Raw genomic sequence first — 22,450 nt, forward strand, 5'->3', positions numbered from 1 at the left:
GTAAAAAAATGAAAAAGATATTTTACCTTATATTGATAGTGACGACTAGTATTGGCTTTTCATCCTGTCTAAAAGAAAATATTAACAACTCTATTGGGACGCCAAATCCAATGGTGTCAATCTATGTAATTCGTGATGCTTTTAAAGACGCCGACCTAAAATTAGAGCCAAGTATTTTATCAGGAGCTCACGTAACCAGCGGTGTTGTAATCTCCGAAAATGGGGCATTAAATCTGCCTGCGGGTAGCATTGTGATACAAAGTACATGGCGTAATTTAACTCGCGGTATTGTTTTGGACGTTGATCCTACTGTGGCTGCTAATTATAAAAGGGGAGACTCGATCCTTGTTGATTTAAAAAGTGCAGTATTGGGAAGTAACCAGGGAAGTTTACAAATCAAAGGAATTACCGGCGATCAAATTACCAAAGTATCAGCAAATAATGCAATTGTTACACGCTCTTTATCAATCAATGATATCGCTACCAAATTTTCACAATACGAAAGTACAATGATTAGTATTACTGGTGATATTAATCCATTACCTGTAAGTGGAGAAACATTTGCTGGTAAAAAAGTTATAGGCACCGGAGCAAATACATTGAATCTTTTCACTGAACAAAATGCAGTTTTTGCCAAAGATAAAATAGCGCCAAGTGCAACTTTTGTCGGGATTCTTTATCAGCAAGGTGAGCCACAACTTAGATTGCAAAAATATGCTGATATGTTGTACCCTAGTGGACCAATATATCAAGGTTATCCTGAAAGTTTTGAGTCTCCTTTGGCGGATACAAAATCAGGTTATGCTTCTGCGGTAGTACAATGCGGAACTGGTCCGTGGACATTGAATAATTGTTTGTTAGGTGAAACAAGTGGTCGAGATAGAATTGTGACCGGAAAACAGGCTATAAGATTTCAACAGAATCTTACAACTTCTGCTTATTTACAGATGAATTATGACCTACCTAATGGAGCATCAAAAGTTACAGTATGGTATGGTTGCTATTATACAGATGCTTCATCAAGCTGGCAGTTGCAGTACTCCACAAACGGAGGTACAACGTGGACAGCTATTGGAAACGTATATAAAGATGCAGCTCCAACAAACGAAGGTCTAACGCCTAAAATGGCAACCATTATGATGGATATTAAAGTTCCGGTTCGTTTTAGGGTAAATAAACTAGGACTTGGAGCAACGAGTATACCAACTGTTTATAATGGAAGGTTAGGGATGGATGATTTTGCTGTATATAAAAGTTATTAATCTTTTTAAGAGCTAAATCACCCCTTATAATATAAAGCCCCTTAAGCATTGCTACAATAACAATGCTTAGGGGGTACTTATTGAAAATTTAAACCCAAATGAAAAAGCTATTTTTTTTAATGATCTTATTCGCATCGAACTTCGTATTTGCGCAAAAAGGTAATTTATACACCAATTTCCCCGAAACATTTGAGTCACCAGATACAACTGCTAAATCACACTACAAAAAAGCTGATGTTGATTTAAAAAGTGGGAACTGGATTTTTGACCAATCACTGCTTGGCGCGATAGGCGACAGAGATAGGGTTAATGGAAAACAATCTGTCAGATTCCAACAAAATAGAGACAAATCTTCTTTCTTAGAGATGAATTTTGATTTGCTAAATGGCGCTTCAAAAGTACAAGTAGCTTACGGTAGTTATTACAAAGACCCGTCCTGTAAATGGCGGTTGGAATCTTCAACTGACGGTGGTAAAACATGGAAGCAAGAAGGAAAAGATATTGAGGATGCAAACAATAAATTACAGGTAGCTATTTTTAACCTTGATCTTAAAGGTAGAGTACGTTTTCGTATTAATAAATTAGGACTTGGCTCTTCAAAAGATGATCCATCAATTAAGAACGGACGTCTTAACATAGACGATTTTGCCGTTTACCAAAACTAAATCAGAAATCTATTTCAAGATATGAAAATAAACCACCTATAGTCTTTTAAAAAGAAACAGTTAATTTTTTGTCCAAGATCTGCATTAAAATGTTTTGGGTTCTAATTATCTTGTTGTACGTTTCATAAATTTAACATCTCATGAGAACAATTTTTGCAATTTGCTCTTTTCTGCTATGCGTGTTTTTCAGTCTATTAACAGCATTAATGTGCTTTGCACAAAACAATATATCTTATTCCGACAAAATTGCACTCCCTTTTCTGTTAATTACGCCTGATGCCCGTGCAGCTGGGATGGGAGATTTGGGAGTATCGACTTCTCCAGACATATACTCTATTTATTGGAATGCCGCAAAGTATGCTTTTGCAGATCAAACTTCTGGTATTGGGATCTCCATCACCCCATGGCAAAGGCAATTGGCAGAGGATATGAATGTGTTTTATCTTTCGGGTTATCATCAGGTGGATCAGGTACAGACCATAGCTGCTTCTATTAAGTATTTTATGCTAGGAAGAAATGTTTTCACAGATAGTCAAGGCAATGAAAGCAGTACGTATAAACCCATGGACTTATCTATAGATTTTGCGTATATCAGAAAGTTGTCTGAAGTACTCTCTCTTGCAACTACTTTAAAATACATTCGTTCAGATATTGTCGTATTGGATTTTGTACAGGGACAGGGGGTTGTCGGACAAGACTTTGCTGTAGATGTTGGGGTTTTTTATCAAAAGCCAATATATGTTGGAGGAAAAGATGGTACTCTTGCTTTCGGGGCTAGTATTGCTAACCTTGGACCTAACATCAAATATGGATTGGTTGATCTACCAATGCCCATCGTGGCCAAACTGGGGGGGGCATTTATGGGGTCAATGGATAATTATATAAAATATGCATTTAGCTTGGAATTGAATAAACTTATCGTTAAAAACACCCCGGGTGCATCGAACATCTCAGCGGGATTGGAAGTTTTGCTTGCTTCGAAGTTTGCGGTAAGAACAGGTTATTATCAATCTGAAACTATCCCTGAAAAAGGCAAGTATTTTACAGCTGGATTCGGTTTGGATTATTTAAATTTTAGTCTCAATTTCTCCTACCTTTTTCCAACTCAGGAATTCAGCATTATGAATAACACAATAAGATATGCTTTAGGGTATACAATTGGTAAAAAAAATAATCACTTACGACAACGGTGACATTTATAAGCACAAATCGAATTAATTACAAATCATATATGAAAAATGTTCACCTCCAGCTATAGTATTAGCTTATACATATCACAATATTTTGTTAACCAAAGTTTAAAGATTAAAGAAAATGAAAAAACTATTATTGATTATTGTTTTCCTTTCATCACTCAACCTATATGCTCAAGAAAAACTTAGCTTTAAGGTTAAGGAAAGCGTCGTTGAATTTAGCATTTCTCCCAATGAGTATTATGTAGAGTTTTCGGAAGTCAGTAGGGAGAAAGCTTTACAGAAATTATCACTGACAAAGCACATTCCAATTGCCAAAAATGCAGAATTAGTAACTTTTAATGACCTGTTGCAAAAGGAATTTTCTAATAGAAGAACGGCTATAGCTGGTAGGTTTAGTGGTTTATTGACCAGAATAGAGCCAGTTCTGATCTATAGCGATAGCACTAAACAGATTTGTACGGGGGAATTGATTGTGAAAATTGTGGATAATAAACAACAAGTTCAAAGTTTGTTTAAAGAATACAGTGTTAATGTTACTCCTGATAAGTTTGTAGAAAACCAATATATTATCAAGGTGAATGAGATTACAACATCGCAGTTATTTGTATTAGCAGAGCGTTTACAGCAAAATGAAAATGTAGAATTTGCCGAACCTAATTTTATGCGACTTTTAAAGCGGCATACTATAGATCCGTATTATAGTTCTCAGTGGTCAATTAAAAATCAGGGATATTATAGTGGTACACCAGGTGCCGATATGCATGTAGAAGATGCATGGAATTATGCGACTGGACAAAATATAAAAGTAGCTATTCTTGATGAAGGAGTGGATTTAAATCATCCTGATTTAGCAGCCAATTTATTAACTGGTTTTGATGCTACAGGAAATGGTTCAAATGGAGCGCCTAACGCAGGCAGTAATGATGCACACGGAACTGCCTGTGCTGGTATTGTAGCTGCTGTAGCAAATAATAACATTGGTGTTGCGGGCATTGCATACAATGCTAAAGTGATGCCCGTTCGAATTGCCTACAGTGTAGGAGCTTCTTGGTATTCTACCGATTCCTGGATTGCTGATGGAATTAGGTGGGCAGAGGAAAATGGTGCAGATATATTAAGTAATTCATGGGGGGGGGGAAGCCCATCTAATAATATAACCTTGGCTATTAATTACGTTGTAAATAGTGGAAGAAACGGGAAGGGGTGTGTTGTGTTATTTTCTACTGGAAATAGTAATACATCAATAGGCTATCCGTCAACTCTTAGTAGCGTAATTGCAGTTGGAGCTTCTTCAATGTGCGATGAGCGTAAGACACCGACTTCATGCGATGGAGAATTTTGGTGGGGAAGTAATTATGGTGTAGGATTGGATGTGACTGCTCCTGGAGTTAAAATTTATACTACGGATATTTCAGGACCTTCAGGTTATAATTCTGGAGATTATACATCCGATTTTAATGGTACTTCTTCTGCCTGTCCTAATGCGGCAGGTGTAATGGCACTGATATTATCTGTAAATCCCAATTTAACACAACAAGAGGCCAGAGATATCCTAGAAACAACCTGTGATAAGGTTGGTGGTTACACATATTTATCAGGTGTGTCGGGTCAACCTAATGGTACTTGGAGTAATGATACTGGCTATGGAAGAATAAATGCATGTGCCGCAGTAACCAAGGCATTGGGGAGGATTCTTTCTATCTCTGGTCCAAGCAATCTGTGCGATGAGGCTATCTATACCATACCTAACTTGCCAGCTGGTGCAACTGTAACATGGAGCATAGATGGCTGGTGTGCTGAGATAAGTTCATCTAGTGGTAACCACGCAACCGTTTCTCGGGTTGATTACGGATTTTTTTATGTAAAAGCGACAATAACAACGAGTTGTGGAAGCATAGTGCTACGGACCGGTTCTATTACATCAGGTATGCCATATAATGTATCAGTTGAGGTTTATTGTGAAGATGGGTGCGGGGGGGATAATTTGCTTTGTACCGGTGGTAACCAGTATAGTTATTATAATAACATAATGACTTATCGGCTTAATGCAACACCTGTTTATCCCGTAAAATTGCATTATATCATTATAAATGACACATATCCCAATATAATCTATCAGGATAGTGTTACTGTATCAACAAGTAGTAACTATCGCTATTTACCCAAAAACCTTGAACCAGGCTTTTATAATCTTGAGGCATGGGTGACTGGTGGTCCATGTAATGAATCAAGCGAATGGTACGAGGTTTGGTTTGAAGTTACTAGTTGTGGCTCTTATGGTCCTATTGTGGTTTACCCTAATCCCTCTAATACGGAATTAAAAATCAGGTACCAAACCACCGATAAATCTGGAAAAGCTATAATTACAACAACGGAGAAGGATACACAAAACTTTAGTGTAAAACTATTGAACAAGTTGGGAAAGGTATTAAAAGAAGGGAAAACAACACTGATGAGTAAGGACATTACATTGCAAGTCGCAGATCTTCCGAATGACACCTATTTCCTCCATATCTATGAGGGAAAAAACATTACCAAAAAGCAAGTGGTAATTTGGCATTGAGAAGATGTAGAAGATCGATACAAGTAAGGGATTGGAGACAAGCTACAACCAATCCCTTATTCAATTTTGGCTAAACAAAAACAACTTTCGCTAGTTAAACACTGTCATTAAGGCTGTGGTACTCTTCACATATCAATTCTACAGCTTTTTGCATCAATTCCCAACAACCAAAATGCATTCCAAAAAATATTTACCATCAGATAAACCTTACTGTAAAATAAGATTTACTACAGTGTGCGATTTTCTCTTCAAAGTGGTAGGGAAAAATAGTAAATGAAATGAAAAGAAATGCGTTTTAATTTTGTATTGTTTCTTTTTTAAATTTTAATGCTTTCTTTTGATTTTTTATTTTTTTGTTTTAGTTTTAAAAATAAAAATCTAACCGATTAAAATGAATAGGAATTTAGCCCAGTTTTTAGGTTTCAATTCAATTTATTCAAGAACTGCCCCAACACATGAACAGAAGATCCTTTATTCAATCTATGGGCCTCATCACAGGTGGGGCATTCATCAGTTTACAAACTAATGCCTTCTCTAAACTCAATAGAGATAAAATCATCACAGGAACAGTGTCCGACGGTAAAAAAGGTATCGCAAATGTGGTTATTTCCGATGGCTATAGTGTTGTAGTAACAGACGCCAGAGGAAACTATACCCTTACACCCGATGATAAAGCGAGTACCATCTTTATGAGTACGCCTTCAGGTTATGAGTTTAAAGCCGATTATAATGTAACCAAGCAATATGAAACCTTAGGTAGCCGCAATAGCTACAATTTTAAACTTAAGGCACTTAAAAGAGATGATAACAAACATAATTTTATCATCTGGGCTGATCCACAAGTAAAAACCAAGAAGGATGTAAAGCAAATGATGGATACTTCGGTACCCGATGTACAACAATTGGTCAAGTCGATGGGCCCTGATGCCCTGATTCATGGCATTTGTGTAGGAGATATCGTATGGGATAACCATGCCCTGTTCCCTGATTACAACCAGGCTGTAGCTGATATGGGGATCCCATTTTTTCAGGCCTTGGGTAATCACGATATGGATTATAGACAGGGTGGCGATGAAACATCAGACAAAACCTTTAAAGAAGTATATGGCCCTACCTATTACTCTTTTAATCGGGGAAAAGCACATTATGTAGTCATGGATAATGTTCGTTATCTGGGTACCGAAAGGGATTATGATGGATATATCACCGATAACCAATTGGCCTGGTTGGCTAAAGACCTTAAATATGTAGCCAAAGATCAGCTGTTGGTCATTAACCTGCATATCCCGGTTCACAATGCCGTTAAAAACAATGCCGAGCTTTATGCCTTGCTGGAAGGTTATAAAAACGTTCACATTATGTCGGGGCATACCCATTACAACCTGAATAAAATAACCAATGGTATTTACGAACACAATCACGGAACAGTATGTGGTGCATGGTGGACGGGTCCGATCTGCGAAGATGGAACACCAAGAGGTTATGGCGTTTATGAGGTAAATGGTACAGATATGAAATGGTACTATAAATCGACCGGATTTGATAAAACCAAACAGGTGAATGTATATGTAGAAGAATTAACCAATCAGAAAAGAATAATTGCCAACGTTTGGAATTGGGACCCGGAATGGAAGGTTGAATATTTTTTAGATGATCAACCAATGGGGGTACTTGAGCAGCAAAAGGGGTATGATCCTTTAGCCGTTCAACTATATAAAGGTGATAAATTGCCGGTTACACGATCGTTTGCCGAACCTAAAAAGATGGATCATTTATTTATCGCCCACTTTAGTCCTTCGGTAAAAAGCATTAAGGTAATTGCTACAGATCGTTTCGGCGAAAAATATACAACCACGCTAAACGCATAGGTTGATCAATTAGAATACAAAGAAGCGATCAAGAGTTTATAAGCCAGTAAACTCGGATCGCTTCATTTTATAAAACTAAATATAAACTAATGAAGAATGTAATTTGTGTAGCCGCTGCGGCTTTGTTAAGTTTGTCGGCCTGTAAAACCATGCAAAACTCCAATTTACCTGCCAATGCCGAATTTCCTGCGTTTAGTGCCGAAGGACACAGAGGAGGAAGAGGTTTAATGCCAGAAAACACCATCATCGCCATGCGAAACGCTGTCGATTTAGGTGTTACTACCCTTGAAATGGACACACACATTACCAAAGATGGTAAAGTCGTAGTTACCCACGATGATTACCTGAGTCCTGCATTCATGCTAACCCCAGAAGGTAAAGAAATTCCAAAATCAGATGCTAAAAAATATCCAATATATCAGATGGATTACAGCTTACTGAAACAATTTGATCTTGGCTCAAAACCATATCCACTTTTTCCTGAGCAGAAAAAGATCAAAACCTATATCCCCTTGCTGGCCGATCTGATTGATGATGTACAACAGTACAGTAAAGGGAAAAAGCAAATGTTCTATAACATAGAAACCAAGAGCAGCGCCAAAGGTGATGGCATTGTAAATCCAGGGCCCGAAGAGTTTGTGAAGCTGTTGATGGATGTGATCATTAAAAAAGGAATTACACCTTATGTTGTCATTCAGTCTTTCGATAAAAGAACATTACAAATCATACATAAAAAATACCCTAACGTGCGCACCTCTTATCTGGTGGATAACAAGAAAACATTAGCTGAAAACCTGGACGATCTGGGCTTTAACCCATTTATTTTAAGTCCGGCTTATAAAATGGTCGATGCTAATCTGGTAAAGCAATGCCATGATAAACATATTAAAGTGATACCGTGGACAGTGAATACCAAAGAAGAGATTTCCGGTTTAAAACAGTTAAATGTAGACGGTATCATTTCCGATTATCCAAATCTATTGGTCAACTAGCTACAAAACAATAACGCTGCTCAAATCAATATCCACAACTAACCAAAAACAACTAAATAGCAGTATTCGCTAACCAATCTAAATGAGTATTAAATTATTTTCTCCGGCTCCACATAAGGAGTTGTTGCCTCTTAGCAGGATCGATCCTGAGTATAAAAAACAACGTATTAAAGTATTTCTTGGGATATTTTTAGGCTATGCAGGTTACTACCTGGTACGTAAAAACTTTTCATTGGCCATGCCTGATCTTATCGATCAGGGATTTAGTAAGGCTCAGCTTGGCTTTGCACTTTCCGGCGTATCCATTGCCTATGGCTTAAGTAAGTTCTTAATGGGAAATGTTTCCGACCGAAGCAATGCCCGTAATTTCCTTACTGCCGGATTGGTACTGTCGGCCTTTACCATGATTTTTATGGGGGTATTCCCTTTTGCTACCTCATCCATTGCTGTTATGTTTGTCTTATTATTCATCAATGGATGGTTTCAGGGCATGGGATGGCCTCCATGCGGTAGGGTAGTGGTGCATTGGTATTCGGTAAAGGAGCGCGGCACCATGATGTCTATCTGGAATGTAGCGCACAATGTTGGTGGTGGTTTGGTTGGACCTATTGCTATTTTGGCTATAGAGATCTTTGCAGACTGGCACAGTAAGTTCTATTTCCCGGGACTTATCGCCCTTTTTTTTGCGGCAATAGCCTATATTTTGGTGAGAGATACCCCACAATCCTGTGGATTGCCGCCAATCGAGGAGTACAAAAATGACTACCCAAAAAACTATTCCGCAGATCAGGAAAAAGAGTTTACAGCGAAAGAGATTTTCTTCAAATATGTATTTAATAATAGGATGTTATGGTACATTGCATTTGCAAATGCTTTTGTATACCTGGTTAGATATGGAATTTTAGACTGGTCGCCTACCTTCCTCTCAGAAGCTAAAGGCTTTTCACTAAAAGAATCGGGTTGGGCATATTTTCTATATGAGTATGCCGGTATCCCTGGAACATTACTTTGTGGTCTTATTAGTGATAGAGTATTTAAAGGTCGCAGGGCTCCGGCAACCATAATATATATGGTGCTGGTTCTGGTTGCTGTGCTGGTATATTGGAAAAACCCACCCGGAAATATCTGGATTGATAATGCTGCATTAATTGCCATAGGCTTCTTAATTTATGGTCCTGTGATGCTTATTGGGGTTCAGGCACTAGATCTTGTCCCTAAAAAAGCTGCGGGTACTGCTGCCGGCTTAACCGGTCTTTTCGGTTATTTGGGAGGTGCCTTATTTGCCAATATTGCGATAGGTGTTGTGGTTGACAAATGGGGCTGGGATGGAGGCTTTGAAGTAATCGTTGCGGCTTGTGTCTTATCTATCTTCTTTACCGCATTAACCTGGAACAGAGAAAAAAGGAACTTAGCAGAGCAGTAAAATTTATTATTTTAGGTGCTTCATATAACCAGACATACCAATGAACTATACTTTTCACAAAATCATTGCGGGATTAAGCTTAATCCTGATTCTTGCCTCAACAAGCACAATGGCTCAGGAGGTAAAATGGGATAGTACTTATAGACCGGGAGCTTACCTTAAAAATATTGAAGCCTTTAAAGCAGAAGGCATCACTAAAAAAGATTTCGTCTTTTTAGGCAATAGCATTACTGCCGGAACCAACTGGGCAAAATTATTGGATATACCCAATGCTAAAAACAGAGGAATATCTGGTGACATCACTTTTGGTGTTTTAGAACGGTTGGATCAGGTGATATCCGGCAAGCCTTCAAAAGTATTCGTATTGATAGGAATCAATGATGTGTCGAGAAATATACCCGACAGCATCATTCTGAGGAATTATAAAAGTATCATTAGCAGAATAAAAGCAGGTTCAAAAAAGACGAAAATCTATTTCTACACCCTGCTGCCGGTCAACAGTTCATTTAATAAGTTCAAAAACCATTACGGTAAAGATGAACACATTTTATGGCTCAATTCAGAGATCAGAAAGCTGGGGGATAAAAAAGTAACAATTATCGATCTATACCCACATTTCTTAGATTCAGAAAACCATTTAAAGGCAGATCTAACACACGATGGATTGCATCTGAAGCCTGAAGGTTATGAGGTTTGGGCGGAGGTGCTCAAAAAAGGTGGCTATTTAAAATAAAATGTCTATTTTTACAGCCCGATTATGGAACAGATAAAAACATCATTTGATTTTGAAAAGCCTATTGCTGAGCTAGCTCAGCAAATTGAGAAGGTTAAACAGGTTGCCGATAAAACCAAAGTAGATATGTCTGCGACCTTAACTGAGCTTGAACAAAAGTTGGATAAAACCCAACAATCATTATATAACAACCTTACAGGTTGGCAAAAAGTTCAAATGTCTCGTCATGCTGAGCGGCCACAAACGCTGGATTATATCAGCATGATTTGCGATGATTTCATCGAGCTGCATGGCGACAGAACAGTTAAAGATGATAAAGCGATTATAGGCGGTTTTGCAACGATAAATGGCGAGACTGTTATGATCATTGGTCATCAGAAAGGCAAGAACACTAAAGAAAGACAATACCGCAATTTTGGTATGGCCAATCCCGAGGGTTATAGAAAAGCCTTACGCTTAATGCGTCTGGCAGAAAAATTCAATAAACCTGTTATTTCTTTCATCGATACTATGGGTGCATACCCAGGGTTAGAAGCTGAAGAACGTGGACAAGGTGAGGCTATCGCCCGTAATTTACTCGAAATGTCTGTTTTAAGAGTTCCTATCATTTGCTTCGTAGTAGGTGAAGGTGCATCAGGTGGTGCATTGGGAATTGGTATAGGCGATAAAGTATATATGTTGGAGCATACCTGGTATTCTGTGATCTCTCCTGAATCTTGCTCGTCTATTTTATGGCGGAGTTGGGATTTTAAAGAACGTGCAGCAGAGTGTTTAAAGCTGACTTCTGACGATATGTTTAGAAATAAGCTTATCGATGGGATTATTAAAGAACCACTAGGTGGTGCACATCAAAATCCTGAGTTAATGGCACAGACTGTTAAAGATCAGATCATAAAGGACCTTTCGGTACTTAAAAAAGAAAATACGGACACGATGATTGCTACAAGGATTGATAAATTCTGTGCGATGGGAGTTGTCAACGAAGGTTAAACTCGCATTCTGTTCTCCGTCTGCATTAATTTGCCCGAAAGAAGGGCAAACAAACGCTAGGCCGGTTCACAGAAAACTCGTTTTATGCTAACTAAAAGAGGCCTGTAAATCAAATTGCAGGCCTCTTTTAGTTATACAGTATTTTCTTTGCTGAGTATATTTTACTTTCGTTATCCAGCGCTGGCTCTTAAGTAATGGATACAATTAGATGGAGAACTGGCTTCTATTAAACTATAGTATGCTAACAACTAAAAGGGGGCTGCAATCAAATTGCAGCCCCCTTTTAGTTAAATATTTTGATTTTAGTTATTCAGTGTTTGTTATTAGCACTGAATATAGTTAGTTAAAACGAGTTTTCTGTGAACCGGCCTAGCTTTTGTTTGCCCTTCTTCAGGGCAAATTAACCGACTAAAAGGAGCTCAACGAGACATTTAAACAATCATATACTCCGAGTTAATGCAGCCGGAGAGCAGAATGCGAGTTTTAATTTCCTTGGGCAAAGTACTGTGAGAACCTTCCTTCAAGTGCTTCAAACTGATGGTTCAGACTCTCGCTTAGTTTTGTTTGCTGTTGCTGTGCTGACGTTTTAGACATTTGATTCAGGAACGATAAGCCCAACTGAACATTCTGTCCGCCAATAAACCTACGTTTGCTCTCAGAAACATCTGCCAGGTACGTAAGTTCCTTTTGAATGTATGATGCAGATCTTTCAATTAAAGCATTTGCTCTTTTAACATCTCCTAGCTGGTAAAGATTTTCTGCCATGAAATAAGCACCCATCATAGAACGCATGCCATAGAATTTCTCTGGCATTACTTCAAAATAACGGTTTACAACTTTTTGGGCATCTTCAGTTTTACCTGCTCTGATTAAGCCGGAAATGGTGTTGTTAAATACATTTGTGAAGATTGATATATCGTCTGATGATTGAGGATCAAGATATTTTGCATTCTTAACATTACCCCATACAAACTTATCCATTACATTTTTATAAAGAACAGGGGTGTTGACTAACTCTGCTTTACTTGCTGTAGTATCTACTTTTAATGGCATTAAACGTAAAGCCAGGCCTTCATTGTATAAATAGTTATCAAGTCCATTATATTGGTCTGAAGGTACAGTACTGGCAAAATAAATAGGTCTCTTCCAGTTGTTATGTACCAGAATATCAAAGAAAGCCAATGTACCTTTAGTTACATAGTTTTTGCTGTATGTCCATTCCAGTGCCGGAGCAATCTTGCTTGAATCAGCAGGACTTACAGCTCCATTTTTAATAACGTCAGCTTTATTTACGGTAAGTTTAAAATTCTTGGTAGGAATAAAGTTCTCTCTGCTTCCATCTTGTAGCGGTAATTTATCTTCCGCATCTTCAGATAATAGGATGGCAAGGATGTTACTTAATTCAACATGACCCGCAATCTTATAATCCTGATAATACATCACATCCCTAACGCCCTGTACATATTGAGAAGGCTTCATTGTCATTGGTAATGGTGCAGCTTCATTTTGCAATTTTCTTGCTCCATTGATGTACCAGTCGGTATCAAACAAACTTAAGTTAATCAGTTTGATATCAGGTCTGATGTTTTCCACCTCCTGAGCATACCATAACGGGTATGTGTCATTATCTCCGTAGGTAAAGAGAATCGCATTGGGGGCGCAGGACTGCAGGTAGTCGACCGCAATATCATGAGCAACCATTTTGGTTGAACGATCATGATCATTCCAGCCCTGTTCAGCCATAATAGCAGGTGCGGCAAGTAAGCCGATAACCGTAGCCAATACGGCTCCTGTAGTAGGAGTTAGTTTTTTAGATAGCCATTCTCTAATTGCCAATACACCTAAGCCTATCCAAATGGAGAAGGCATAGAAGGACCCAGTGTAAGCATAATCCCTTTCACGAGGTTCCAGTGGTTTTTGATTGAGGTAAAGCACAATGGCAAGACCTGTAAAGAAAAATAATAAGGCTACAACACCGGCATCTTTTTGATTTCGTTTAAAGTGCCATATCGCACCCAATAAACCGAGTATTAGTGGAAGGAAGAAGAAACGGTTATAAGCATTGTTGTCCACTATCGATGGCGGAAGGTGTTTCTGATCACCAAGCATCAATGCATCAATAGGTTTAATACCACTTAACCATTGTCCTTCGTATAAACTCCCTTGTCCCTGATCATCATTCTGACGGCCTACAAAGTTCCACATAAAGTAGCGCATGTACATTTGGCCAATCTGGTATCTGAAAAGGAAACTAATATTATCAAACAAGCTTGGGAATTTATTGTCGTCAAAGCCCATCATATCCTTGTAATAAGCAACATGGCGTCCCTCATCACTATACATTCTTGGAAAAGGAGTAGTTCTGTCGTATTCGTATTCAGTTTTTTTACTTGCAACTTCGTACTTCTCATCACCTTTTCTATAGATGTTTTTTCCTTGTGTAAGGCTAACTTTTTGTGAGTTATAGTTAGGACCAAACAATAACGGCCTGTCGCCATATTGTTCCCTGTTTAAGTAGCTTAGGAATGAAAAAGCATTTTCAGGATCACTGTTGTTTAGGTTCGGACCTGCCTTAGCACGGATAACGATCATAGCAAATGAGCAATAACCGAATATGATGAGCGCTGTAGACAGGAATGCTAAGTTTAGCACTTTTTTCTGGTGTTTGATCGAATAACGAATCCCCCATACTAAGCCTGTTATTAATAATAGAGCAAAGAAGATCACACCCGAGCCAAAGCCTAGTCCTAATGTGTTAACGAAGAATAAATCGAAATATGCACCGAATGAAACCAGATATTGTATAATTCCATATTGAACAAAGGCAAGAATAAGTATACCTATGATTCCGGTTTTAATAATTCCGGCAGTAGTGGCCTTCTCTGTCTTTTTAAAATAGTAAACAAAAGCCATAGCTGGTATAGTTAATAGGTTCAATAAGTGAATACCAATTGATAAACCCATTATGTAAGCTATAAAAAGCAACCATCTGTCGCCACCTGGCTCATTTGCTTTGGCTTCCCATTTTAAAATTCCCCAGAAAACGATAGCTGTGAATAAAGATGATAAAGCATATACTTCAGATTCAACTGCCGAAAACCAAAAACTATCAGAGTAAGTATAGGCTAATGCACCTACTGCTCCTGCACCCATAATAGAGATCATAGTGGATTTTGAGATCTCCTCGTTTCCTTTTACCAAAACTTTTTTAGCTAAAGCAGTGATGGTCCAGAATAAGAATAATATGGTAGCACCACTTGCAACGGCAGAACCCACGTTCATAAAGTAAGCAATTTTATGGATATCGCCGAAAGCGAAAAGTGAGAAGAACCTTTGAATCATCAAAAATAATGGAGCACCCGGTTGGTGTACAACCTGCATTTTATAAGCCGAAGCAATAAACTCACCGCAATCCCAAAAACTTGCGGATGGTTCTAGTGTTAAAATATAAGTTACAGTGGCTATAAGGAAGCAAAGCCAGCCAGTAAGATTATTAATTTTTGAATAATTCATTTCTTTGTTGAATAGTTAACGTGTTGTTGAGGCAATTAAAATGCAGCCGAAAATAAAGAATAAGATTGAGAATAGCGCAAAGTAAAACTGAGTTTAACATTTTTTAATATTACCTGGTTTGAGTTAACTATTGGTCGTTCTCTTATATGAGCTCATATTAAAGAAATCATTTTATAATATTTTTAGTTCATTTATTAAACCTCGTTAAGTCATTTTGACCTAGCAAGGACCTAGCAACGTCCTAAAAAGGACCTAAAAAAGATTAAACTATTAGAGTGTGTCTTATCAAGAGGAATGTGAGCAGTATATGGGTTTAACTATTGATGTTTTGTGAAATTCAAAAATTGCTGAAAAAATATTCATTTTTATTACTTAGTGTAATTGCTTAGTTTTCTGAAAGTTTCATTGTTTTTAGATAAATTGGGGCTAATTATTTTAATTTTTTTTGCGTTAGTATTTGCAAAGTTGAAAAATGTGCTTACATTTGCATTCCCTTTCAAAGCAACACTAATTAGAAGCTTTTAAATGGAAAGATTGTCCGATAGTATAAGGGTAGTACAACGGTTTTTGGTACCGTTTGTCTTGGTTCGAATCCAGGTCGGACAACTAACAATATTCGGATTGTGGGTTTAATTCACAATCCGATTTTTTTTAACCAGCATTGATATACCTTTAATCATGCCATTGCAATTTAACCCCGTTAAGCTTTTTGCCGGAACTGGTACAAAAGAATTAGCAATAAGAATTGCCGAACAATACGGCAAACCACTTGGCGATGTAACTTTAAACAAGTTTAGCGACGGTGAGTTTCAGCCTTCTTACAATGAAACTGTGCGTGGTTGTGATGTTTTCTTAATACAATCCACTTACCAGCCTTCTGATAATCTAATGGAATTGTTGCTGATGGTTGATGCCGCTAAAAGGGCTTCAGCACATTACATTACTGCAGTGGTTCCTTATTATGGTTTGGCAAGACAGGACCGAAAGGATAAACCAAGGGTAGCAATAGGTGCTAAATTGGTAGCTAACTTATTGAAATCTGCAGGAATTCATAGGATTATGACTATGGATCTTCATGCTGCACAGATACAAGGTTTTTTTGATATCCCGGTTGATCACCTGGATGGTTCTGTAATCTTTGTTCCTTATATTAAAAGTTTGGGACTGGAAAACTTAATCATCGCTTCTCCGGATATGGGTGGATCTTATCGCGCACGTACCTTTGCTAAATTCTTTAATGCAGAGGTTGTAATTTGTGATAAGAGACGTAAGCGTGCAAATGAAATTGAGTCGATGTCGATCATCGGTGATGTGGTAGGTCAGGATGTAGTTTTGATTGATGATATTTGCGATACAGCAGGTACATTGGCTAAAGCAGCAGCTTTGATTATGGAAAAAGGTGCTAAGAGCGTAAGAGCTGTTTGTACTCATCCTGTATTATCAGGAAAAGCTTACGAAACTATTGAGAACTCAATGTTAACTGAGCTTATCGTTACCGATACTATTCCTTTAAAACAGGAAAGTTCAAAAATAAGAGTACTCACTACGGCGCCATTGTTTGCAAAGGCAATTGCCAATGTAAATGAGCACGGGTCTATTAGTGACCTTTTTAATGTTTAAGAATTATAACAAATAAAATAAATAAAAAATGAAAACAATCGCAATTAGCGGTTCTCCAAGAGAGAACGTAGGGAAACGCGATGCTAAAGAGCTTCGCTACGAAGGTAAAGTTCCTGCAGTATTGTATGGTGGTAAAGAGCAAGTTCACTTTGCAGCTTTGATCACTGATTTAAAGGATGCTATTTACACTCCGGAAGCAAACTTTGTTGAAATTGAAATCAACGGTAACAAAGTAAAAGCTATCATTAAAGAATTACAATTTCACCCATTAACTGACGTGTTATTACACGTAGATTTTCTTCAGTTATTTGATGACAAAGAAATCTTAATGGAAATCCCTGTTAAATTAACCGGTACTTCTCCAGGTGTTAAAATGGGTGGTAAATTAGTTCAGAAATTACGTAAACTTCGTGTTAAAGCATTCCCTAAAGATATGCCTCAAACAGTTGAAGTGAACATCAGCAAAATGGAAGTTGGTAACTTGTTCCGTGTACGTGACCTTGTAAAAGGTAGCTACACCATCACTAACACAGGTGAAGATACTATCGTTTCTGTTGGTATGTCAAGAGCTTTAAAACAAGCAGAGCAAGCAGCTGGTAAAAAATAATTTTTGCTAAGCAGTTTAAATATGAAAAGCAGCACCCAATCGGTGCTGCTTTTTTTGTGCGCCGGGCATGGCGATCAACTCTAGGGTGTAAGTCCCGAGCCCACTTTGCAGTAGGAAGGGTTAGCCAATAGCAAGGGTGTCGCGGGTGACTGCGAATCTGAAGGAAGCTGGTGGCAAATATGGGGGCCTACGTACAGAAACTGTATATAAGGCGGGTTGATGTGGGTGATGTTGCAAAACAAACAGAAGCCCTATGCTACACAGAACATCAACACGTAAATACAGAGGTCACATCCATAGAAAGTTGACCGCCTTACCCTGGAGATCTGTCTATAGACTGTCAAAGGTATGCGCGAGTACCGGCGAAGAAACAATAATCAGAATAACAATGGTTACTTGGGATAGGCAGAAGTCAGCAGAAGTCGTAGTACTGTTTTTTTTTTAACAGGAAGGACTGAATGTTAGAATGGCAAAGGAATCAAAACGTTTATGGCGAAACGTTCACAACTGAAACACGTAAGAGAACTGCCTGCGGGAGTATAGGCCGGAAGCTGAAAGTAAAACGCAGGAGGAGTTGAGTCTAGCTATGCAACTAATGAGCACAATGCCTGGAATTAGTTTTTTTTTTTTAGTAGTATGCTTGAAGAAATATTAGACATCCGAAATGTACAAAAAGCCTTTCGGCAGGTTACTACCAATAAGGGTGCTGGGGGTATTGATGGTATGCAGACCGATGAACTTCGTGACTACCTCAATATCCACTGGCAAGCATTAAAGAGTGATATTTTAGCGGGTAATTATCGACCACAATCTGTACTTAAGGTAGAAATACCCAAAACGGGCGGTGGAACGAGAATTTTGGGCATCCCAACGGTAATCGACAGGCTGTTGCAACAGGCGATCTCTCAATGGTTGAGTCCTAAGTACGAGGGCGATTTTTCAGCAAACAGTTATGGGTTTCGCCCGGGTCGCAGTGCACATCAGGCGGTATTTCAGGGGCAGGTAAACCTCAATGCGGGTTATACCTGGGTTGTAGAAGTGGACTTGGAAAAGTTCTTTGATACGGTCAACCACGACAAGCTTATGAGCCTGTTATGGGTTAAGATCAAGGATAAGGGGACCTTAAAGCTTATTCGTGCTTACCTAAGTGGCGGTATGATGGATAATGGACTGGTTAGCCCCAGAAGAGAGGGTACGCCGCAAGGTAGTCCTTTGAGCCCTTTATTATCAAACATTATTCTGAATGAGCTAGATCAAATTCTGGAAGACCGGGGCCACCGTTTTGTACGTTACGCAGATGACTGTAGTATTTATGTGCGGAGCAGAAAATCGGCCTTCCGTGTTATGGCGGTTATGACAGGCTATTTGGAAGATAAGTTGAAACTCAAGGTCAACCGGGAGAAGAGCAAAGTAAGCCGACCATCTGGTAGCACGCTTTTAGGCTTTTCCTTTTATGGCTCCAAACAAGGATGGCAGATCCGGGTTGCGTCCAAATCTCTGAAAACGATAAAACAGAAGATAAGGGAACAAACCCAACGGAACCATTCGATTGCTACTAGTGAACGAATTTATAGACTAGAAAAGGTCATACGGGGCTGGGTAAATTACTTTTCTATAGCCAAAGCCAAAAATCAGTTACTTAGATTAGACGAAATGGTCCGTGTAAGGTTAAGAATGATCATTTGGAAACAGTGGAAGAAAGTATATACCCGTATTGGGAACCTAATTAAGTTGGGTATTTCAAGGGACAAAGCTTATGAATGGGCAAACAGTCGAAAATCTTATTGCAGAATTGCTCACAGCCCAATACTATGTCGGGTGCTAGACAATGCATACTTTACAAAGCTAAAGTATACGGGCTTTACCAACTACTATTACTGGAAAACTGAATACCAGAAGAAATTATTCTAACAAACCGCCGTATGCCGAACGGCACGTACGGTGGTGTAGGAGGACAGATAGCTAAATAATAGCTATCTTCCTACCTAATTGTATTTACTATTATATTTGTGGCAAGATGAAATACTTAATTGTTGGTTTAGGGAACATTGGTCCTGAATATGCGTATACCCGCCATAATATTGGTTTTATGATTGCTGACGAGCTGGTAAAGCAGCAGGAGGGAACATTTTCGAATACCCGCCTGGCTTATTATGCTGAAGTTGGTTTTAAAGGTAGAAAGCTGCATGTGATTAAACCGACTACTTATATGAATCTAAGTGGTAAAGCAGTGAATTATTATATGCAGGAGTTGCGTATTCCTCTGGAGAATGTACTGGTTATTGTTGATGATCTGGCTTTGCCGTTGGGCAAACTGCGCCTGAAGTTACAGGGTAGCAGCGCGGGACATAATGGTTTAAAAAGCATTGAGGGTCTTTGTGGTGGACAAGGTTATCCACGCTTACGCTTTGGTATCAGTGACAACTTTGGCAGAGGGCAACAGGCAGATTATGTGCTGTCGCCCTTTGATAAAGATGAATTACCGGAGTTGCCTGCATTGATCGATAGGAGTACAGAGCTGATCAAAAGCTTTGTTACTATTGGCCCTGCCAAAACGATGACAGCTTTTAACCAATAACCTTAGTGTATTCCAATATTTTCTTGTGTAGTACTGTCGGTTCAAAAGGTTTACTAATAACATCATTTGCTCCGGCAGCTATGGCTGTTTCTTTATCTGTATCCATCACTGCTGCAGAAAAGGTGATAATTGGAATACTTTCTTTTCCACTAGCATAACCTTCACGAATCAGTTTAATGGCTTCTAATCCGTTCATTACCGGCATAAAGGTATCCATTAAAATAAGATCGTAATCGTTCTCTCTTAGTTTTTCTATTGCTTCTTTCCCATTTTCTACTATATCCATCTCAATTTGCCAGCTTTGCAGAATTTTAGTGATCAGGAATTTATTGATGGGGTTATCTTCAGCAACAAGAATTCTTGTATTGCCAAGTGGTAGCAACTTTTCCTCTGTAGGTTTTTTTAGCACTGCAGTTTCTTTAAATATTTCATACCAGTTGGTGAAGCTAAAAGTACTTCCTTTAAACTCTTCACTGTGCACCTCAAGTGTGCCACCTTTAAGTTTTGCAAGATTTTTAACGATAGAAAGCCCCAAACCGGTACCGCCAAACTTAATTGTAGTTTGTTCGTCTGCTTGCTCAAAGGTTTCGAAAATCTTCTCAATATTTTCTTTTGCGATGCCTATACCCGTATCTATAACTGAAAATTTGAGTTTAACATTGTTCCCTTTTCTATCCAGGATCTCTACTTTTAAAGTTACGCTGCCCTCATGGGTGAACTTAATTGCATTGCCAATCAGGTTCATCAGGATCTGATTTAAACGAAGGGAGTCCGCAAGGATCATTTTTGGGAGTTCAGAATCCAGATTTATGGTTAAATGAAGGTTCTTCTCAACGGATGGGATACGCAACAGGTTGACCACCGACTCACATATTTTTACAACATCAGTAGGGGCTCTATTGATTTTAAATTTACCGGATTCTATTTTCGCCAGGTCAAGCACGTCATTGATTACACCAAGTAATGAATTGGATGAAATTTCGAGCAATTTAACCATTTCGTGTTGCTCATCACTTAGGGTTGTTTTCTTTAAGAGTTGGGTAATTCCAATAATTCCGTTAATTGGTGTACGGATTTCGTGGCTCATATTGGCCAAAAAGTTCTCTTTAATGCGTTTGCCTTGCTCGGCTAGATCTTTTGCCTTGATCAGCTCTTTCTGATTGGCCTCAAGCTCATGGTTTTTGTTTTTTATTTCCCGTTGATTTCTAACAAACTGGATAAATGAATCTACTTTCGCAGAGGTAATGAATGGGTCTAAGGGTTTATATAGGTAATCAATTGCACCAGTGTTTAATCCTTTAACGGCATACTTTGTTTCTTTGGATATGGCGGTAACGAATATGATCAGTATTTCTTTTGTTCTGGGATTGCTTTTTAAGATTTCTACCAATTCAAATCCATCCATTTCGGGCATTTGAACATCAATCAGAGCAATCGCGATATCCATTTCCCATGATAACCGAAGGGCTTCATTGGGATTGGTGGTACTGATTATATTGATATCATCTCTTTGCAGAAGTGCTTCAAGGGCAATAATATTTTCGGGTCTGTCATCAACAATTAATATGTTAATTTTTTCCATGCTTTTTTATTGTTAATTCAGCGACTTAATCGCTACGCTATTTTTTGGTAAATGTTGTTTTTCTTATCTATAATTTTAAAGCGACCCAACTCGGTACTTCTCAATGTCTCTTTTGAGCCTAAGCATAAAAAGCCAAAATTAGCTAAACTATTGTAAAATAGTTCTATGACCTTTTTTTGCAATTCGATGTTAAAGTAGATGAGTACATTGCGACAAGAAATTACCTGGAACTCATTAAATACCCCGTCTGAGGCGAGGTTATGCACAGAAAAAAGGATGTTCTTTTTTAAGGAATGATGAATTGATGCTGCGTTGTATTTTGCTGTATAATAGTTAGATAATGTATTTGTTGTTTCCGTTTTCTGAAAATTCTCAGAATATTGTTTCATTTTTTGCAAATTGTAAATTCCATTTTTAGCTTGTTCCAGTACATGGGAATTAATATCTGTACCATAAAAAAAACAGCGCTCATAAAGGTTTTCTTCCGAAAACAGGATTGCAAAAGAATAGAGTTCTTCGCCTGTAGAGCAGCCAGCATTCCATACTTTAATCCGCTGATAGGATTTTAAATAAGGGATGATATTGTGGGCCACCGATTTGTAAAAGGATGGGTCCCTAAACATTTCGGTTACATTAACGGTCACCTCAATTAAAAATGACTCAAAATAATCCTGATCATTTGTTAATAGGGTACGTAAGTCGAACAGGCTTAGTTTTTGCAACTCCATGATTCTGGTTACCCTTCTTTTTAAAGATGCAGCAGAATAGTCGCTAAAATCAAAACCATGAATGTTTTTGATGAAGCTGATCAGGCTATTCAGTTCTTCATAGCTAATGGTGTCGGTTTCGTTATTCATC

16 protein-coding genes are annotated in these 22,450 nt (G+C 38.3%); 13 read left to right on the plus strand and 3 right to left on the minus strand.

Annotation, left to right across the window (positions count from 1 at the left end):
• Positions 1–8: 8 nt before the first annotated feature.
• From P0Y49_01435 to P0Y49_01475, 9 genes are all read left to right on the plus strand, one after another.
• Positions 9–1,262 carry a DUF5689 domain-containing protein gene (locus tag P0Y49_01435; GenBank protein ID WEK19815.1) on the plus strand — a complete coding sequence of 418 codons (1,254 nt, stop codon included), beginning with the start codon at positions 9–11 and terminating at the stop codon, positions 1,260–1,262.
• A 98-nt stretch (positions 1,263–1,360) separates the two neighbouring features.
• Positions 1,361–1,927, plus strand: coding sequence for a hypothetical protein (locus P0Y49_01440; GenBank protein ID WEK19816.1), 567 nt, complete (start codon positions 1,361–1,363; stop codon positions 1,925–1,927).
• 140 nt (positions 1,928–2,067) lie between these two features.
• Positions 2,068–3,120 (plus strand): PorV/PorQ family protein, encoded by a 1,053-nt coding sequence (locus P0Y49_01445; protein ID WEK19817.1) that lies wholly within the window; start codon positions 2,068–2,070, stop codon positions 3,118–3,120.
• A gap of 121 nt (positions 3,121–3,241) precedes the next feature.
• A complete protein-coding gene (locus tag P0Y49_01450) occupies positions 3,242–5,686 on the plus strand; it encodes a S8 family serine peptidase (protein WEK19818.1) in 2,445 nt (814 codons plus the stop codon).
• Positions 5,687–6,141: 455 nt separating this feature from the next.
• Positions 6,142–7,554: a calcineurin-like phosphoesterase family protein gene (locus P0Y49_01455; GenBank protein ID WEK19819.1), complete on the plus strand. Its 1,413-nt coding sequence runs from the start codon at positions 6,142–6,144 to the stop codon at positions 7,552–7,554.
• Positions 7,555–7,643: 89 nt separating this feature from the next.
• The gene (locus tag P0Y49_01460; GenBank protein ID WEK19820.1) at positions 7,644–8,546 is read left to right on the plus strand and encodes a glycerophosphodiester phosphodiesterase family protein; all 903 of its coding nucleotides are present in this window, start codon (positions 7,644–7,646) and stop codon (positions 8,544–8,546) included.
• Positions 8,547–8,628: 82 nt separating this feature from the next.
• Positions 8,629–9,969 (plus strand): glycerol-3-phosphate transporter, encoded by a 1,341-nt coding sequence (glpT, locus tag P0Y49_01465; GenBank protein ID WEK19821.1) that lies wholly within the window; start codon positions 8,629–8,631, stop codon positions 9,967–9,969.
• 40 nt (positions 9,970–10,009) lie between these two features.
• The gene (locus tag P0Y49_01470) at positions 10,010–10,702 is read left to right on the plus strand and encodes a GDSL-type esterase/lipase family protein (GenBank protein ID WEK19822.1); all 693 of its coding nucleotides are present in this window, start codon (positions 10,010–10,012) and stop codon (positions 10,700–10,702) included.
• A gap of 24 nt (positions 10,703–10,726) precedes the next feature.
• Entirely contained in the window at positions 10,727–11,692 is a 966-nt protein-coding gene (locus tag P0Y49_01475; protein WEK19823.1) for an acetyl-CoA carboxylase carboxyltransferase subunit alpha, read from the plus strand.
• A 483-nt stretch (positions 11,693–12,175) separates the two neighbouring features.
• Here P0Y49_01475 and P0Y49_01480 read toward each other — a convergent pair whose 3' ends face one another.
• Entirely contained in the window at positions 12,176–15,205 is a 3,030-nt protein-coding gene (locus P0Y49_01480; protein ID WEK19824.1) for a DUF2723 domain-containing protein, read from the minus strand.
• A gap of 678 nt (positions 15,206–15,883) precedes the next feature.
• Here P0Y49_01480 and P0Y49_01485 point away from each other — a divergent pair.
• The 4 genes from P0Y49_01485 (at position 15,884) to pth (ending at position 20,010) form a co-directional block, all read left to right on the plus strand.
• On the plus strand, positions 15,884–16,825 hold the full coding sequence (locus tag P0Y49_01485) for a ribose-phosphate pyrophosphokinase (GenBank protein WEK19825.1): 942 nt from the start codon (positions 15,884–15,886) through the stop codon (positions 16,823–16,825).
• 28 nt (positions 16,826–16,853) lie between these two features.
• Positions 16,854–17,432 carry a 50S ribosomal protein L25/general stress protein Ctc gene (locus tag P0Y49_01490; GenBank protein WEK19826.1) on the plus strand — a complete coding sequence of 193 codons (579 nt, stop codon included), beginning with the start codon at positions 16,854–16,856 and terminating at the stop codon, positions 17,430–17,432.
• Between the two features lie 636 nt (positions 17,433–18,068).
• Complete coding sequence (gene ltrA / locus P0Y49_01495) at positions 18,069–19,343, plus strand: group II intron reverse transcriptase/maturase (protein ID WEK19827.1); 1,275 nt, start codon at positions 18,069–18,071, stop codon at positions 19,341–19,343.
• 106 nt (positions 19,344–19,449) lie between these two features.
• Positions 19,450–20,010, plus strand: a complete 561-nt coding sequence (pth, locus tag P0Y49_01500; GenBank protein ID WEK19828.1) for an aminoacyl-tRNA hydrolase — start codon at positions 19,450–19,452, stop codon at positions 20,008–20,010.
• Here pth and P0Y49_01505 read toward each other — a convergent pair.
• Both P0Y49_01505 and P0Y49_01510 read right to left on the minus strand, forming a co-directional pair.
• A complete protein-coding gene (locus P0Y49_01505; protein WEK19829.1) occupies positions 20,000–21,592 on the minus strand; it encodes a response regulator in 1,593 nt (530 codons plus the stop codon). The two genes, pth and P0Y49_01505, sit on opposite strands and share 11 nt — an antisense overlap.
• 32 nt (positions 21,593–21,624) lie before the next feature.
• Positions 21,625–22,449 carry a protein-glutamate O-methyltransferase CheR gene (locus P0Y49_01510; GenBank protein ID WEK19830.1) on the minus strand — a complete coding sequence of 275 codons (825 nt, stop codon included), beginning with the start codon at positions 22,447–22,449 and terminating at the stop codon, positions 21,625–21,627.
• Between the last annotated feature and the right edge of the window lies 1 nt (position 22,450).

The organism is Candidatus Pedobacter colombiensis, from assembly GCA_029202485.1.
GTDB classification, from domain to species: domain Bacteria; phylum Bacteroidota; class Bacteroidia; order Sphingobacteriales; family Sphingobacteriaceae; genus Pedobacter; species Pedobacter colombiensis.